The sequence below is a fragment of the Caballeronia sp. GAWG1-1 genome, assembly GCF_023631465.1.
Taxonomy (GTDB): Bacteria; Pseudomonadota; Gammaproteobacteria; order Burkholderiales; family Burkholderiaceae; genus Caballeronia.
Window position 1 is genome coordinate 17,569 of record NZ_JALQDB010000026.1, and the last position, 15,754, is coordinate 33,322.

12 protein-coding genes are annotated in these 15,754 nt (G+C 60.3%); 1 reads left to right on the forward strand and 11 read right to left on the reverse strand.

Annotated features, from left to right (window positions below):
• Positions 1-102: 102 nt before the first annotated feature.
• On the forward strand, positions 103-1,650 hold the full coding sequence (gene purF, locus NCT03_RS15945) for an amidophosphoribosyltransferase (RefSeq protein WP_244829131.1): 1,548 nt from the start codon (positions 103-105) through the stop codon (positions 1,648-1,650).
• Positions 1,651-1,716: 66 nt separating this feature from the next.
• Here the strand turns inward: purF and NCT03_RS15950 are convergent, their stop codons facing one another.
• From NCT03_RS15950 to NCT03_RS16000, 11 genes are all read right to left on the reverse strand, one after another.
• Positions 1,717-2,487 (reverse strand): helix-turn-helix transcriptional regulator, encoded by a 771-nt coding sequence (locus NCT03_RS15950; RefSeq protein ID WP_250493111.1) that lies wholly within the window; start codon positions 2,485-2,487, stop codon positions 1,717-1,719.
• An 11-nt stretch (positions 2,488-2,498) separates the two neighbouring features.
• Positions 2,499-2,840 (reverse strand): FKBP-type peptidyl-prolyl cis-trans isomerase, encoded by a 342-nt coding sequence (locus tag NCT03_RS15955; protein WP_244829133.1) that lies wholly within the window; start codon positions 2,838-2,840, stop codon positions 2,499-2,501.
• A gap of 134 nt (positions 2,841-2,974) precedes the next feature.
• Positions 2,975-4,405, reverse strand: coding sequence for an O-antigen ligase family protein (locus NCT03_RS15960; RefSeq protein ID WP_244829134.1), 1,431 nt, complete (start codon positions 4,403-4,405; stop codon positions 2,975-2,977).
• Between the two features lie 76 nt (positions 4,406-4,481).
• A complete protein-coding gene (locus NCT03_RS15965; protein WP_250466488.1) occupies positions 4,482-6,842 on the reverse strand; it encodes a polysaccharide biosynthesis tyrosine autokinase in 2,361 nt (786 codons plus the stop codon).
• Positions 6,843-7,209: 367 nt separating this feature from the next.
• Positions 7,210-8,322 carry a glycosyl hydrolase gene (locus NCT03_RS15970; RefSeq protein WP_250493112.1) on the reverse strand — a complete coding sequence of 371 codons (1,113 nt, stop codon included), beginning with the start codon at positions 8,320-8,322 and terminating at the stop codon, positions 7,210-7,212.
• A 24-nt stretch (positions 8,323-8,346) separates the two neighbouring features.
• Positions 8,347-9,540 (reverse strand): glycosyltransferase, encoded by a 1,194-nt coding sequence (locus tag NCT03_RS15975; RefSeq protein ID WP_250493113.1) that lies wholly within the window; start codon positions 9,538-9,540, stop codon positions 8,347-8,349.
• A 22-nt stretch (positions 9,541-9,562) separates the two neighbouring features.
• Entirely contained in the window at positions 9,563-10,648 is a 1,086-nt protein-coding gene (locus NCT03_RS15980; RefSeq protein WP_244829138.1) for a glycosyltransferase family 4 protein, read from the reverse strand.
• Positions 10,649-10,659: 11 nt separating this feature from the next.
• Entirely contained in the window at positions 10,660-11,814 is a 1,155-nt protein-coding gene (locus NCT03_RS15985) for a glycosyltransferase (RefSeq protein ID WP_244829139.1), read from the reverse strand.
• Positions 11,815-12,236: 422 nt separating this feature from the next.
• Positions 12,237-12,413: a hypothetical protein gene (locus NCT03_RS15990; RefSeq protein WP_244829140.1), complete on the reverse strand. Its 177-nt coding sequence runs from the start codon at positions 12,411-12,413 to the stop codon at positions 12,237-12,239.
• A gap of 246 nt (positions 12,414-12,659) precedes the next feature.
• On the reverse strand, positions 12,660-13,925 hold the full coding sequence (locus tag NCT03_RS15995) for a flippase (RefSeq protein WP_250493114.1): 1,266 nt from the start codon (positions 13,923-13,925) through the stop codon (positions 12,660-12,662).
• A 336-nt stretch (positions 13,926-14,261) separates the two neighbouring features.
• A complete protein-coding gene (locus NCT03_RS16000) occupies positions 14,262-15,752 on the reverse strand; it encodes a N,N-dimethylformamidase beta subunit family domain-containing protein (protein ID WP_250493115.1) in 1,491 nt (496 codons plus the stop codon).
• Positions 15,753-15,754: the final 2 nt, after the last annotated feature.

Consider the following 15,754-nt stretch of genomic DNA (forward strand, 5'->3'; position numbering starts at 1 on the left):
CATGAGGGACGCGATACGGCGCCCGCCTGCGAACAGGCGGTGTGGACCGGCACCGCCTATCGACCCCGTCGACCCCGTTTCGACTCTTTGAAGGACCATGCCATGTGCGGCATCGTAGGTGTAGTTTCCCAAAGTCCCGTCAATCAGCTGATCTATGACAGCTTGCTGCTTCTGCAGCATCGCGGCCAGGACGCAGCGGGCATCGCCACGGCGAACGGCAACAACTTCCACATGCACAAAGCCAATGGCATGGTGCGCGACGTGTTCCGCACGCGCAACATGCGCAGCCTGCCGGGTACGGTCGGCATCGGGCAAGTGCGTTATCCGACGGCGGGTTCCGCATCGAGCGAGGAAGAAGCGCAACCGTTCTACGTGAACGCGCCGTTCGGGATCATCCTCGCGCACAACGGCAATCTGACCAACTGGACGCAGTTGAAGGACGAGATGTTCCGCATCGATCGCCGGCACATCAACACGGCGTCGGACACGGAAGTCCTTCTTAACGTCTTCGCGCATGAACTGCAGCTCGCGAGTTCGGGCTTGCAACTCGACGCCGCCGCGCTCTGGAAGGCGGTTGCGGGCGTGCATCGGCGGGTGAAGGGTTCTTACGCGATCGTCTCGCTGATCGCGGGTTACGGGCTCGTCGCGTTCCGCGATCCGTTCGGCATCCGTCCGCTCGTCCTCGGCAAGCTGGAAACCGCGACGGGCGTGGAATGGATGGTGGCGTCGGAATCGGTAGCGGTGGAAGGCGTGGGCTTCGAGTTCGTGCGCGATGTCGAGCCGGGCGAAGCCATTTTCATCGACGCGGAAGGCAACCTCCACAGTCATCAATGCGCCGAAAAACCGACGCTCAACCCCTGCATCTTCGAACTCGTGTATCTCGCGCGTCCGGATTCGTGCCTCGATGGCGTGCCCGTCTACAACGCGCGTCTGCGCATGGGCGACTATCTTGCCGAGAAGATCAAGCGCGTGCTGCCGGACGTGCCTATCGACGTGGTCATGCCCATTCCCGATTCCTCGCGTCCCGCCGCCATGCAAGTGGCCGCGAAGCTCGGCGTGGAGTATCGCGAAGGCTTCTTCAAGAATCGCTACGTGGGCCGCACCTTCATCATGCCGGGCCAGGCGGTGCGCAAGAAGTCGGTGCGCCAAAAGCTTAATGCCATGGCCATCGAGTTCAAAGGCAAGAACGTGCTGATCGTCGACGACTCAATCGTGCGCGGCACGACCTCGCATGAAATCGTGCAGATGGCGCGTGACGCCGGCGCAAACAAGGTGATCTTCGCGTCCGCCGCGCCGCCGGTTAAATTCCCTAACGTGTATGGCATCGACATGCCCACGCGCGGTGAACTCGTGGCGCACGGCCGCAGCGACGAAGAAGTCGCGCGCATGATCGGCGCGGATTATCTCGTCTATCAGGACGTGGCCGACCTTAAAAGCGCGATCCGTGACATCAACCCTGAGTTGCAGGAGTTCGAGGCTTCGTGCTTCGACGGCAACTACATCACCGGCGACATCACGACCGAGTATCTCGACCGGATCGAATCGGCGCGTCTTGCGCCGCAATCGCAGTCGGATCGCGACAATGCAAGCGACGTGCAAGAGGGCGACGTCGCGCGCTCGCAATTGCATCTGCAACTGTCGGTGGAATGATTCGTTAGCTGGTTGAGGCATGAAGAAAGCCCGCCTGGTCGATGACCGGCGGGCTTTTTTACGTCTTCAATGCTGACGCGGATCAGGCGCTCTCAGGCCATTGCGCCAGAGACCAGGCGCTATGCCGAAGCGCTTCGAGAACGCATGCGTGAACGCGCTTTGATCGGCGAAACCGACATCGAGCGCAATGTCCGACAACGCGGCGCGCGGATCGGCAAGCAACGCTAGCGCGGTATCGAGCCGCAAGCGATGCAGATAGCGATGCGGCGTCTCGCCAAACGCCTCGCTGAATAGCTGATGAAAGCGCCGCATGCCGAAGCCGCAGTGTGCGGCGAGATCGGCAATGCGCAGCGGCTCCGACAAATGCAGCCGCAGCCATCGGTCGATGCGCGCGAAGTCGAGGCCACGCGCTTCGGCCACGACGGATGCGCCCGCGTCGGCCATCAACGCGCCGCACAGATGCGCGGCGGCTTGCCAGGCGAAGCGGCCATCGTGAATGCCTGCATTCAGCGCGATATCGGCGACGAGCTGCGTCATCGCGGAATCGAGATCGACAGTGCGCGCGCGTTCGAAAAAGCGCTCGGGCACCGCTACCGACGTTGCCGGAAGATCGAGCACGAGTTGGCGATTCACGCCCTCGGCCCAGTATTCATGCCGCGCGTGAGCCGGAATGATCCACGCGCGATGCCGGTCGATATGCGACTCGCGCCCGTCCACCGCCATGCCCATTGCGCCGTCGAAGCCGAGCACGATCTGATGGAAGTCGTGCTCGTCCGTCGCCTGCACCGATTCATAGCGGCGCAGCGAAATGCCTGGACGATGGACTGGCGCGTTCATGGCGTCGACATTCAGACGTCGAGCAGTTCCACTTCGAACACGAGCGTGGCGTTCGGCGGGATGACGCCGCCCGCGCCACGCGCGCCGTAGCCGAGTTGCGGCGGAATGGTGAGACGGCGCGTGCCGCCCACTTTCATGCCTTGCACGCCTTCGTCCCAGCCCTTGATGACCATGCCGCCGCCCAGCACGAAGGCGAACGGGTCGTTGCGGTCCTTGCTCGAATCGAACTTCTGTCCGTCGGTCAGCCAGCCCGTGTAGTGCACGCTCACTGTCTTGCCCGCGACGGCTTCGGCGCCTTCGCCAACAGCGATGTCTTCGTATTTGAGGCCGGAATCGGTCGTGACTTGCGCCATGTTGTGCTCCCTGGTTGCCCGGCCATGCGCACGTTCGTCATGCCATGGTCCGGTGGTCGAAACCACCATTGTAGAACGTCGCAGGCAAGCGGGAGGGCAGTGCGCGCACTGCCCGAAGGGTCACCGAGGCGCTTTCAGGGATGACGTCCGCGCGGATTCATGCGGCTGCCGATAGCGGGACGCGGTCCCACGGGCGAGCCGACACGCGGACCCGAATGCGGTTTAGCGTTCGTACCGAAGTCGGTGCCGATAGGCGTCTGATCGATGACGACGGCGGCGTCGCGGTCATGCGATTGCTGCCTGGCCTGCTTGAGCGCGCGCACTCGCACATAAGCCATCGCGACGAAAGTCCACGGTGCGAGATAGGCGAACTCGGGCACGGAGACCATCATCATCAGCCAGGTGCCCACGCAGCATTGACGCAGCGCCATGCCGCGCGCGTCCCAGTCGAGCTTGAACGCGGGATACAGCATGAGCGCGCTGATGCCGACGAGACCGACCACGCCCGTGTTCACGAGCAACGTGGAGAACAAATCGGTCGAGCGTATGTAGCCGAAGCCGATGCCGAACAACTGATTCATCGGCGTCGCGCCAAGCCACATCTGCACGGAATTCAGGACCAGCATCGAACGGTCCGAGCCCGATTCGTTCTTGCCTTCGAGCTTGTCCATCACCATCTGCTGGAACAGATCGGCGATATAGTCCTGCGCGAGATAGGCGATCACGCACACCACCGCGAGCGCGATCAACGCCTTGATCGGGTTGATGCCGAGCTTGCGCATGCGAATCAGCGCATAAACCGCATAGCCGATCAGCACCGTCGACGACGTACTCATGATGAGCGAAATGCCGATGACCCACACCGGCCAGCGTACGCGCGAGGTCGCGTTGAAATACACCCAGAAAGGAAAGATGGACATCGCGTACATGGAAGGCTCGCCGGTCAACGCCTTCAGCCGCTGAATGGGGAAGCCCTTGATGTCGATCTGCTGGAACGAGCTGCCGTTCACGGTGCCGTCAGAGCGCACGATACCCTTGCCGAACTGATCGCCAAATGCACGGTTCGAGATGAAGTCGCCCGGCTGTCCAGTCGCGACGAAGTAGACCACTTCGTACATGCCGTAGAGCGCGAAGAGCGTCACGGCCACGAGAATCCACTGGTCCCAGGTCGGCTTGTAGAAGTAGTAGACGTAGGATGCGTAGAGCACCACCGCCGCGACGTAGATCGACTGCGTGAACATGCTCTTGCGCAGGATGAACGTGACGAGGTCGGTGTCGTCGACCATCGCGACCTTGCTGAAGTCGGGATCGAAAGGCGCCATGACGTCCGCGAGCTGCGAGGTGCAGAACATCAAAAGCCATACGACCACGGCCGCGATCAGGAAGTGCATCCAGTTCTTGCGCGCCTTGCCGCCGAAGAGCAGCACGAGCGGCACCGAAAGAAAGCACATCAGATAGCCGATCGTCGTGCCCTGGATGCTCGGCATCACGAGGAACGACGTCACGGGCATCGCGAAGGCCCATATCTGGTAGAAGCGGTCTGTCAGCGCGAGTTTTTCTTTCATCGGTCGGGGGCTCTTCAACGCGCAACGCCGCGTGAGACACGCGGCGTTGCGTAATCGCTCTTTTAGTGGGCCAAGCTTAATTCACCGGCTTGAACGAACTGGTGTATGCCGCGGCATAGCCATAACTGCGACGGTTGCTGCGCCGGCGCGGAATTGCGTTGAAGACCGAACCCACGAGTCTGCCGCCCGCGCGCTGCACCTTCTTCACGGTCTCCTCGATCTCTTCCTCGGTCTGAATGCCCGAGCGCAACACCAGCACCGTGGAGCCCGCGTCGCTTGCGACGATCGCGGCATCCGTGACGGCGAGGAACGGCGGGGTATCGACGAGCACGAGGTCGAACTGGTCGCTCATGCGCGCGAGCATGTCGCGGAAACGCGGCATCATCAGCAATTCGGACGGATTCTGCGGATAGCCGCCGCACGACATGAACGACAGGCCGGGCACGCCGACGTAACGCAGCGCATCCGTGATGCCGATATCGCCCTTCAGCACTTCCGCGAGGCCGCCAGGGTTCGACTGCTTGAAGAACGACGCGATATGGCCGCGGCGCATGTCGGCGTCGATCAGCAACACTTTCAGGCCGATTTCCGCGAGCAGCACGGCGAGGTTGGCCGCGACGAAGCTCTTGCCTGCCGACGGAATCGGGCCGGTCAACATGACGATGTTGTTCGGCGCATTGACGAGATCGCGATACAACTCGGTACGCACGGCGCGCAGCGCTTCGACAGCCGGATCGTGCGGGAAGCGCGAGGCAAGCACGCGAGCGTCTTCGTCGCGTTCGTCCACATGCGGCATGGTCATGGCATCGTGTTGCGCCTGGTCATAGTGCGGCAGGGCCTTGGGCGCGGCGCCGTTTTGCTGCGTGCCCGAGAAGCCGAGCGCGCGTCCGACCGGCGACACCGCGATCTCGTGATCGAGCACGAGTTGCTGGCGGCTGAACAGTACCTCGCCCAGCACCGGCACCGACAGACGGCGTTCGACGAACATCGGGTCGGTCACGCCGATCATGGCGTGACGGCGCAGGAAGATGAAGAACGTGCCGACGAAGAAGCCAAGACCCGTACCCGCGAGAATCACGAGCATCTTGTTCGGCTTCACCGGGCGATGCGGACGCAGCGCGTTGTCGAGAATATGCGCGCCGCCGCTCGTGCTCGCACGACGCACCGACAGTTCCTCGGCCTTGTTCATCATGCCGAGGTAAATGGTTTCGGCCACGCGTGCATCGCGCGTGAGTTCGGCGCTTTGACGCTCCGACGCCGGCATGCTGTCGAAGCGCGACTGGATCTGCTTGTTGGTCGCTTCGAATTGGGCGATCTGCTGATCCAGGTTCTTCACTTGCGGGCTGTCGGGCTGGAAGCGCTGCAAGGCCTGCGTGCGCTGGAGTTGCAGCATGGCGAGCTGTTGCATCGACGTGATGCTGCCTTGCAAATACGCTTGCGCCTCGTTGACCGGCTGCACCGACTGCGACTTCGAACGGAACGCGCTGAGATTGCCTTCGGCCGTCTTCAGGTCGGCTTCGAGACGCGGCAACTCGCCGCGAATGAACTCGAGCGTCTTGGTGTCGTTGGCCTGACGGCTCGCGACTGCCGCCGACATGTACGCCTGACCGAGCGCGTTCGCGACATTGGCCGTGAGTTCGGGGTCGTCCGCATTGAACGAAATCTGCACGATGCCCGTGTCTTTCGCTGACTCGGTCACCTTCATCGTCTTGAGCATGAGCGCGATGGCGTCGAGCGTGTTGTAGCGGATCACGTCGAAGTGCACGCCGGGATGGCCCACCACGCTGTCCACGAGCATGGACACGCCATTCGCGGCTGCCGGACGGCCAACGGTGCCACGCACGAGCACGTCGCCGTCTTCGTCGCGCAGTTCGTACTGGTTCTTGTCGAGCAGCACGAAATCGAGCTTCGAATCTTCGAGCGATGCAGGCACGTCGAGCCGGCCGATATTCAGTTCCTCGCCGCCCCAGCCATACGAATCGAGGCCGAGCCATGCGGGCGAAAGTTGACCGCGCTTGGCGAACAGGTCGGCGATCTGCCCGAGGACCGGCAGCGTGCGCGGCTTCGCCTTGATGTCGAAGTGAAATTGCTTGACGACCGGTTCCAGCACGGAACGGCTTTGCATCACCGAGATCTCGGCGGGCGCGATCTGATTGACGGTCTGCGCCTGCTGCTGCATCTGCTGCTGATTCTGCGGCGTGATGCCGAGCGCGTTCGGATCTGGCGGATCGACGCGGATGATGACGTCGGCGGAGTAGATCGGCTTGGCGAGAAACGCATAAGCCGTGGCGAGCAAGGCCGCGCCCGCGATGAACAGCATCAGCATGCCGATATGGTCGCGAAGCAGTTTGAGCATATCGCTCGCGGTGAATTCACCGTCGTCCTTGCCTGAGCGCGAAGATCCGGAGTTGACATAGAGCGTGTTCAAAGGCGCCATCCTCAATTCGATAGTTAGAACGTAGTTGTCAGGGCGTTGGAAAAAACGAATGCCCCGGCGGCTAAAGCCGCGGTACGTCTCTTTGCTTTATTTAATCCGGCGGTACGGCCGGTGAGTCGCAGCAACATGAATGCTTGGGGCCTGCGGCGTCGGTCAGCGCGGGCCTTGCCAGCCCCGGCGCATCTTGCAGACCCCTACGATACTTGCAGATAAATAGAAAAAAATTATCCTAAGGGGCATCTTCCGGCCCTGAGTTATCTGCGTCTGTTAAGTACCGAACGTTGTAATGCTCGAAAGGTCAGGCATGCCGCTTGCGCGATGGCGGATTTGGGCGATAATGCGCGGTTTGCCTGAGCCCGGGCACGCCTCACGGCATAGGGTTGGCTTTGATGAATTCGCGGACCACGTCGAAGCGTGGTTTTTTTGTTTTGCCGTCGTCGTGAATCACGCCGTAGTTGCCGTCGCCACCGAAGCGCTGGTCGTCGTAAAGCTCGTAGAGCGTCACGTTCTGAATGCCATAGGTCTTCGCCATCGAGACGAAACCGCCCAGCGCGTTCTTTCCCACGAGATACCCCGAAGGGTCCGGATGATCCGGACGTACACCGTATTCCGTGATCCAGATCGGCTTGCCGTAACTGTCGCGCAAACGCTCCAGCACGTTGGTCTTTTGCGATCCCGCTGCCGTGATCGAACCCATGTCGGAATACCAATGCCACACGGTGATGTCCCACTGCGGCACGGGATGCCCTTTGGTTCCGTCCGGCTGCGTGCCGGAAAAGAGCATGTCCGGAAAGGCGAAATGCAGCCAGCTGAACGACGTGAGCAGAATCTTGGCGTCGGGGTTCGATTCGCGAATGCCCTTGATGAGACCGAGGATCGAGCCGCGCGCCTTCATGTACATCGCGTTGTCGTAATCCGACGGATGTTCGCCGCTGCGGTCATCGCCGCGTATGGTCCAGTTGTCGTACTCGTTGCCCACCTGATAGTAGGTCACCACGCCCTTCAGAATGCGTCCGGAGAGCTTGCCGAGTTCGTAGCCGCGCGCGAAGGCTTCCGCTTCGTTGGCGCGCTTCTGCACTTCGAACGGTGTCACGAGGGCAAGCACGCCGATGCACTGCCTGGACGCCTGACGCGCGAAGTCCGCGACCATGTGCGCGCTTTCTTCGTTCGAGACGTCCTGGGCGTACATGGTGACGCCGAGTTCGCGAAGCTGCGAAATCTGCAAACCATAGTCGCTCGTGCGATACGCACCGCGATGTTCGATATGGCCAGCAATGCCGTAGAACACGCCGGCCGACTCATTGCCGCATTTCATCTTGGGTGCGGCGAATGATGGGGTGTCGGCATTGGCATCGGCCTTGGCGCCGCCGGTGCGGCTTGCGTGATACGCATCGGGACTGCCGCTGCGCGCGAAGAGCAGAACGGAGCCGCAAAGCATTGCGCCGAAGAAGGCGACTACGATCAGAATCGTTCGCTTCAATATCTGGACCTCGGGAAGGCGAAACTATTTGGCCAGCATGTCCGAATGTTCGCGCGTGGCGGGATTGGCCGCGCCGCGCGAGCTCGATGCGCTCGTCAGGATGCTTTGCGCTTGCGCGTCGAAAACTTCACGCGAGAAGCGGCGGCGGAAGTCGCGCGTGAGCGCGGCCATCGAGTAGGTGCTCGCCGAGAAGACTCGCTTTACGAAAGACGCGGAATCGTCGACGGGAAACAGCAGCGCATCGGGCAGATAAGATTCGAGACCCGACACCCGTGACACGACAACTGGACGTTCCGCGAGCACCGCTTCGATCATCACGAGCGGCACGCCTTCATACGCTGAAGGCAACACGAGCGTGTCGCTTGCGACGATATACGGCAGCACGTCCTTCTGCGGCCCGACAATACGCACGCATGCGGCAAGCGCGGGACTCTTCTCGACGATTGCTTCGAGACGCTCCGCATCCGGTCCTTCGCCGACGATCAGCACCAGCGTTCGCGCGAACGCTTCCTTGTGACTTTCGATAGCCTGCATCAGAAAGTCCTGACGCTTCTGCTGGAAATTCAATCTGCCGATATGCGCGATGATCGTGGTGCCGTCATCCGGCAGACCAAGCGATGCGCGTGCTTGCGAACGCGTGAGCGTTGAACGGCTGAAGCGGTCATCGACATAGTTTTCGAGGATCGTGGTCCGCGCACGCGGCGCAAGTGCGCGCAATTTGCCACGCAAGTGCTCGTTGAGCGTGACGAATTCATCTGGCATGCGATACAACACGCGCTTGATGAGCCACTTGATCTTCTCGGCGGCGCCCGCGTTTTCCGGCGCTTCGTCCACGAGAGGAAGATAGCTCACGGCGGTAACACGCGCCTGGCGCGCGGCGAAAAGACCTGCGAGACCGGAAGCGATGGTGCCTTGCGCGATCAGCAATTTTTCGAGTTCGAGACTACGCAGGATGGCGGCCGTGGAGCGCACCATGCGGACGAGTTCGATCATGTTTCCACGCAGCGATTCGGCCGTATAGGTAAGACCGATGACCTTCACTTTCTTATGCTTGAGCGATAGTTCGCTTACGTAACGAAAAAGCGGTTCATTAGCGGTCGGCACGAGAATGTTAAGCGTCTCGATACCTGTGCTTGCGACGAGCGCAAGCATCAGGCGCTTGAGCATTTCCTCGTGCCCGCCATTGATGCCCGAATCGCAGTAAATACCTAACTTCACCGGCCTTCCCCCAAAAACGCGTTCAACGCGATGGCTTGTCGATGAACTGCATGAGCATGCGCGCGCTTTCCGTCCAGCGATACTTCTCCGCGTGTGCAATGCCGCGCTGCTTGAGATCCTCGCTTAGTGCCGGCGAGTCGAGCAATTCGCGCAGCTTAGCCGAAATATCCTCGACGGAGTACGGATCACAATAGATTGATGCGTCGCCGCACGTTTCCGGCAGCGCCGCTGCGCGTCCGACAAGCGTCGGACAGCCGTTGCGCATGGCTTCCAGCGGCGGAATGCCGAATCCTTCGTAAATCGAAGGATAAAGAAAGCAAGCTGCATCCTGATATAAAGCTTTGAGCTTTTCATCGCTCACGTAGCCCGCTTGCTTGATGTTAGGCGCACTCGAGAGATCATGCGCGCGGCCAAAAATAGTGGCGTTCTTCATGCCGACAATAACGAGGTCGATAGACGGATCGTTCAGTCGAATGAACGCGTCGACAAGACGTTGAAAGTTCTTTGTCGGGTTCATGCTGCTCACTGCAAGCACGTACCGGTTCGGCGTGAGATCGAGATCCTTGATGACGGACCGGTCCGGCACGACGTGATCGAGATGGTCCGCTGCGAGCGGCACGACGCCGATACGTTTGGCATCCACACCGACATGATGCGCGAGGCGGTCGCGCGAGAACTCCGAATTCGTCATCACGCAACTCGACGTGCGCGCGAGAATCCAGAACATCACGCGATACCACATGCGAAACTTCCACGAGAAGTGCGCGGGCGTGTCGAACACCGCGGCATCGTGCATGTAGATCACCTGGTTCGCGCGAAAGATCGAACCCGAGTTACTCAGATTGACAATGCGCGAGCGGCCCGCAAAGAGTGGCAGGACGAATTGTTCCCACAGCACGCCTTTACCGAAGCCGAGCTTCACGGTTTCGACGCCGGCCACGGGTTCGAGCCCGTCTTGCGGCGGCACGGCAAGCGTCACATGCGAGCCTTGCGGCAGCTTGACGAGCGCGGCTACGAGCTCGCGCGCAACGCGTTGTACGCCGGTGGTCTTCTGACTCGTGAACCTGCCGTTGTAGACGAGCTTGTTCGGGGCAATTGATGTGTCCATGTCTCGGGCGGTCAGTACTGTGATTCGGAAGTGGGTTCGTACGATTCGAATTCGTTCGATTCGACGGGCTCTTTCAAGTACCTGTCCGAACCGAATTCGTATACCGAGAGCCACTTGCGGAAGATGGCTTCCATCGAGAAGCGCCGGCTAGCCGTTCTTTTCGCGGTTTCGCCCATGCGCGCACGCAGGATAGGGTCGTCGCGCAACATGGCGATGTACTTCTGCATGTCTTCGTGCGTCGTGGCGACGAAGCCAGTCTGCCCGTGCAAGACGACATCGCGATTGCCGACCACGTCTGTCACGACAGCGGGAATGCCCGCGACCTGCGCTTCGATCAACGCGATCGGCATGCCTTCCCAGCGCGAGGTTTGCACATAGATGTCGAGGCCGGAGGTCAGGGCGAGCGCGCGTTCACGCGTGACCCAGCCGCTGCATACGACTGAATCGCTCGCAGTCTGACCGGGCAATTCATCGAGGTTTCCGCCGATCCACAAGAATTGCGTCGTGGAGTTGCGCAGATCGGTGGCGAGCTGCACGAAGGCTTCGTGATTCTTCTGGAACGACGCGCGTCCGCTCATGCCGACCACGACTTCACGGCCGTCTTTCTCAAGACGCGAAGGAATCTCCAGCACGTTGACGCCGTTCTCGATCATCTCCGTGTTGCGCGTGCGCATCTGCGTTTCTATCTCGTGCTGTTCGCTCTTGGAGCACGCGACGATGGTGCCGCCCATGCGTGCTGCAATGCGCTCGAAGCTGAGATAAGCAAACTGCTTTGCCGCCGATACATCGCGGCGCAGAAACGCAAGGCCATGCGGCGAATAGAACACGCGGGCACGCGGCGCGGCAATGCGCGCGGCGGCCCGTCCCAGCACACCCGCCTTGGACGAATGCAAATGCACGACCGACGGATTGCATTCCTTGAGCTTGCGCACCAGCTCCCACATGCTCGTCCAGTCTTTCTTCACACTGACTTCGCGAAACATGCTCACGTAGACGAGCTTCACGGCCGGATGAAAGAGGCTCGCGAAGTTGTTCGGCGTTTCGGGCCGGATGGAGTGGAGGATCGTGACGCCGACGCCTGCAGCCGCAGCACGGTTCGAGAGCTGAGTGAGCATGGAGAGGACTCCCCCTCCAAAGGCTTCGGTTATATGTACGATCTCTTTCATATAGAACTCTGCAATGAGCAAAAGCCGAGCGCCCGCGGCATTCGCAATTGAGAAGGCACGGCGGTCTTGTGTTTATAGGTGGAGTGGTGAGCTCCGCTTGCCGACGCGCCTCGCTGGGTCCGTTATCGGTTCCGTCGAAGGAGGCATCTATGACGGCCTGGAATGCAGTATCACTAATCGACCTAAGTTTTTCTGTTCGATTAATACATATGCAACCTAACCGGTGCGCCTCGATCTCTCAGAACCGGGCGGCAACGCACACGGACTTGCTGATTCCCCTGCTAATCGGCTTTGCAAAGCCCGCGTTAGCGAATCTGGCATAAGGAAAATCAAAACTGCGAACCGGTCTAAAGAATTCTTAGGCCAGCGTCGACAGTTTGTTCACGCAGTTAAAGACGAATGCAAGCGAGCAAGGCAGCGGGTTAATCGACTTCCGATTCGGCCTTGAGCCAAGCATATTTCTGTTCGAGCGCTTGGTCGCAAAGTTGCACAAGGGCTTTGAGTTCCTTGAGCGGAATCGCGACGGACTGCATACGCAGCCTGTCTGCACGATCAGCGAGTTCTCGCACACGTTCGAGCGTCGGGTCGTTTGAGTTCATTCCGGTCCTCACCCTGCCTACCTGATGTTGTTACTAATACGATATCGGCTCAAACAATTGGCGTCCGTGCGTTTCGACACATACAAAAACGCAACTTTTGCAGTAACGGTGCGTTGTCGAACAGAAATGTGGGAGCTTGAATCGTCTGGACATTAGGTAGAAGTGGCTAGCCGTGCACCGCATGACGGAGCCGTTTAAAGCTCGTCATGCCGATGCAAACGTGCCTTGTGCACGATTCACGCCTGGTCAGGAACCGGCGCTTTCCGGCATGGCGCGCCGGAGCAGGGGTACGCCCTGGAAGTGCAGGGTGCAGAACATCGCGGTGGCAATCGACGTCTCGACGATCAGCACGGTGGCTGCCGCGCCTTGCTCGCCGAAGAGCCTGGCAAGCACGGCGAGAAGACCGAAGTTCAGAACCGCCGAAGCGATGAGTACACGGCTGAATTGCGCCTTCATGCCGAGTGGAAGCATGGTCTGAACGCCGAAGAGATCGGAGAGACCGGCCATCAACGGGACGAACGCCATCCAGCGCAGCACGTCGACGGTCGGCGCGAACTGGGGACCATAAAGCAGTTTCACGGCAAGCGGCGCGCCGAAGAAAATACATACGGAGATGAGCGAGACGATCGACCCTTGCAGCACGAACATCTTGCGCAGAAAGGCGAAGGCGTCGTCGCGCGCATGATGCATGAGGAAGCTCACGCGCGGATAAGCGGCCGTCTTGAGCGGCTGAAGCATGTTCAACGCCGCGCGAATCAGCTTGTCGCCGGCCGCGAAGTAGCCGCCCGCCACGTTGCCCGCAATGAAGGTGAGCAAGACGATATTGCTCGATGCATAGATATCGACGAGCGAAGTGGCCATGAACACGCTCCATCCTTCCTTGAGGCGCGTGAAGATGGTCGGCACCGATACCGGCACGAAGTCGAGTTCGCGTCGAAAGTACAAATACGTGCAAATTGCGATGCCCGAGCACAACGGCACGAGCGTGTTGACGGCCATGGCGATATCGACATCGCCGCGATGACGCACGAAGAGGTACATCGCCGGAATGCTCAAGGCGCGTCCGATGAATACGAATACGCTGATCATGCCGAGGTCTTCCACGCCCTGGAAATACCACGTGGGAATGAGCATGGAGCCAACCGCCATGCCGAAGCCCAAGAGCAGCAAGTCGCGGTTTTCCGCAAGATACGGCACGATGAACGTCACCGCGAGCAGGATGATGAAGCCTGCAAGCGCAAGCACGCTTTGCGTGAGGATGGTTTCCCAGAAGACCTGCGAGCGCATGGCGCGGTCATCGCGATTGATCGAGACTCTTGGTGTCGCCGTCAACGAGAAACTGTAATTCGTAAGCGTGATGAAATAAGCGGAGAAGGCGAGTGCGAACGAAAGGCGTCCATATTCGCTGGGGCCGAGTACGCGCGCAAGCCACGGCAGCGTGAGAAGCGGTGCGAGGTATGTGGATACCTGCAACGTCATCAGAATGGTGAAGTTCTTTCGAAAAGATGCCATGTAACGATAGGTTCCGGCTTGAGCGCTGACTGATCGCGGTAACGCAGTTTGCGGCCTTGTCGCATGTTCGCCCGTTTGAAAGGGCATTGCATGACAACGCGTGTAACGAATCGTTTCGTCAGGCGCATGCGCCACTTCGAGCGCAGCAAGACCAATGGGGTTAGACACATCCTCGCCTTGGCCTCAGGGCAAAGGAGCGCAAGTATGAACGACATGAACGCTCTCGAGCGGTAAGCCCACGCGAAGCGGTTCATGTTGTCGTGCCGAACGTATTTAACAATAAAAAAATTTATTCGTCAGTGGGTTTGCACACGCACACTGCCGGCTACCACTTGACTATTGGGCGAGCATCGCGCTAGCAATCTCGCTCTCGTTGTTCACTATTTGGTCCAAAAGCGTGTCGTGTCGCTCGATCACGAGCGGCGGCAAGCCGATGAACCGTCGCACGACGTTACGCGTGATCTGATCGACGACGACATGGCTCTGCGCGCTCGTGTTCATGAGAACGCGCGCCCAGTCCGTGGTGCCGCCATTGAACACTTCGCCTTGTTTTGGCGAGCCATTCGCATCGGGCTTGAAGACGCCCATTGCGCCCGCGCCGCCGACATCCCAGCCCGCGAGCTTGACGGTATCCGCAAGCGTCACGAAGCCATTCGCGACAGGCGGAACGCCATCCACTTCATAGCCTACGAGACGATCTTCCGCGCCGAACGTCTGACCTTCTCGCAAGCCGGTGCCTGCAAAGACCCAGTGATTCGCCTGACGCACCGTAAATCCGATCGCTTCGCGCTCGCGTCTGATCCATCCGCCGCGCAAGCGTTTCCATTCGCCGTATTTTCCGCCGCCGTAACCATAGCTCAGGCCGATGAGATTCGATTCATCGTGATCGGGCCATTTCTCGGCAAGCCGGTTCATGATCTTGAGATCGCCTTCGGTAGGCGCATCGCCGAAATCGACCGGACGGAAGCACGTATTGCCGCTGAAGACCGCGAGGTTGCCGCCTTGCGCGATGAAGCCCGCCACGCGCTCGCGCATTTCCGTGGTCCAGTATTCGTGATGCCCCACGCTCAACATGCAGCGGTAGTTCGCGAGCTTGAGATCCGTGCCGCGATGCAGATCGTGGTCGGTGTAGAAGTCGCAAGCAATTCCTTCCGCCTTGAGCCAGCGAATGAACTTCGCATCCCAATGCGTGAATTGCTGGCGCGGCGAGCGCGAATCATAGGGATCGTTCGGCTCGCCGAGTTGCGCGCCAAGACCGCCGCCTGGCCGACGAAGACTCACACGTGTCGCGGGCTTCGTGCGATGAATCGGGTCGCCGTAGTAACAGCCGCCGCCGATGGAGTTGTATGCGTGATACGTGTTGATCGGCACGATGTACGCGATATCGGCGGAAGGCTTGCGCGGCCGCGCGATGACGAGTGCCATGCTGTCGCTGTCGGGCGGTCCCGCGAAGATCGGCTTGTGCGTGGCGGCGCGTCGACCGAGCTCGGTCAGGGGCTCGCCCTTGCCGCCGACTTCATACGCGATCACCACATACGCGCCCGTTTCGAGCGACGCCGTATTCGGCTTGATGGTGATGGTCGGCCAGCCCCAGTCTTCGTCGAAGCGCACGGGCGTCATGCGGCCCGGCGACTGGAACACGTACTTGCCGTGCTTGAGTTCCGCCGTAACGGCGCCGCCTGCCTGAACGGCCACGCCGCCCACGCTCGTCAGATTCTCGTCATGCCCTTGCCGATAGATGGCGATGGAAAGCCGCGATCCCGGTTGCACGGCGATTTCGAACGGTTCGCCAGCGGTGAAGCCGGGCTTGATCGGATAGATCTGCATCA

Excerpts from the sequence above, each read along its gene's own strand:
- purF (WP_244829131.1), top strand. The coding sequence starts at position 103 with ATGTGCGGCATCGTAGGTGTAGTTTCCCAAAGTCCCGTCAATCAGCTG.
- NCT03_RS15955 (WP_244829133.1), bottom strand. The coding sequence starts at position 2,840 with ATGGCGCAAGTCACGACCGATTCCGGCCTCAAATACGAAGACATCGCT.
- NCT03_RS15960 (WP_244829134.1), bottom strand. The coding sequence starts at position 4,405 with ATGAAAGAAAAACTCGCGCTGACAGACCGCTTCTACCAGATATGGGCC.
- NCT03_RS15995 (WP_250493114.1), bottom strand. The coding sequence starts at position 13,925 with ATGGCATCTTTTCGAAAGAACTTCACCATTCTGATGACGTTGCAGGTA.
- NCT03_RS15990 (WP_244829140.1), bottom strand. The coding sequence starts at position 12,413 with ATGAACTCAAACGACCCGACGCTCGAACGTGTGCGAGAACTCGCTGAT.
- NCT03_RS16000 (WP_250493115.1), bottom strand. The coding sequence starts at position 15,752 with ATGCAGATCTATCCGATCAAGCCCGGCTTCACCGCTGGCGAACCGTTC.
- NCT03_RS15985 (WP_244829139.1), bottom strand. The coding sequence starts at position 11,814 with ATGAAAGAGATCGTACATATAACCGAAGCCTTTGGAGGGGGAGTCCTC.
- NCT03_RS15980 (WP_244829138.1), bottom strand. The coding sequence starts at position 10,648 with ATGGACACATCAATTGCCCCGAACAAGCTCGTCTACAACGGCAGGTTC.
- NCT03_RS15950 (WP_250493111.1), bottom strand. The coding sequence starts at position 2,487 with ATGAACGCGCCAGTCCATCGTCCAGGCATTTCGCTGCGCCGCTATGAA.
- NCT03_RS15965 (WP_250466488.1), bottom strand. The coding sequence starts at position 6,842 with ATGGCGCCTTTGAACACGCTCTATGTCAACTCCGGATCTTCGCGCTCA.